The 523-nt window shown below is 56.4% G+C and carries 1 protein-coding gene; it reads left to right on the top strand.

Features of this window, described 5'->3' with window-relative positions:
* Positions 1-137: 137 nt before the first annotated feature.
* Positions 138-523, top strand: a 386-nt coding sequence (locus tag AC1D0Z_RS24010) for an AAA family ATPase (RefSeq protein ID WP_477660605.1), incomplete at its 3' end; no start/stop codon positions are given.

Raw genomic sequence — 523 nt, 5'->3', positions numbered from 1 at the left:
AGCTTGGGTCGTTCCATGACCAGCAGGCCCGTTGACCATGGAAAGCAGGTCGCTTGCCCAAGGCGAATCTCAACGTCACAAAGGACGCGTGGCAGTCCATGTGTCAGTCACCTCTAACGTTAGGCCTCAGACCCACCATGCCAAAACGCATCAACCCCTATTTGATCCGCGCGTCCTTTCGGCCAGACGCCGAGATTGACTACGGCACTTACCCATTCAGTATCCCGGCCGTCCAGGAACTCGGAAACTTCGACTTTCATCCCAATGTGACTTTCTTCGTCGGAGAAAACGGAGCCGGTAAATCTACCGTCCTCGAAGGCCTGGCACTGGCGCTCGGGTTCGGCAGCGAGGGGGGAACGCGTAACGTGCAGTTCAAGACGGCCGATTCGGTCTCGTTACTGCACGATGTATTGCGGCTTGCCCGCGGTGTTCCAAAACCCAAAGACGGTTACTTCCTGCGAGCTGAAAGCTTCTTCAACCTCGCGACGTACATGGACGAGATTGGCTACCTGGGTGGATATGG

The sequence above is a fragment of the Polaromonas sp. P1_E3 genome (genome assembly GCF_056405935.1).
Note: the sequence above shows the minus strand (reverse complement) of the source record. Positions and strands in the feature narration are given on the sequence as shown.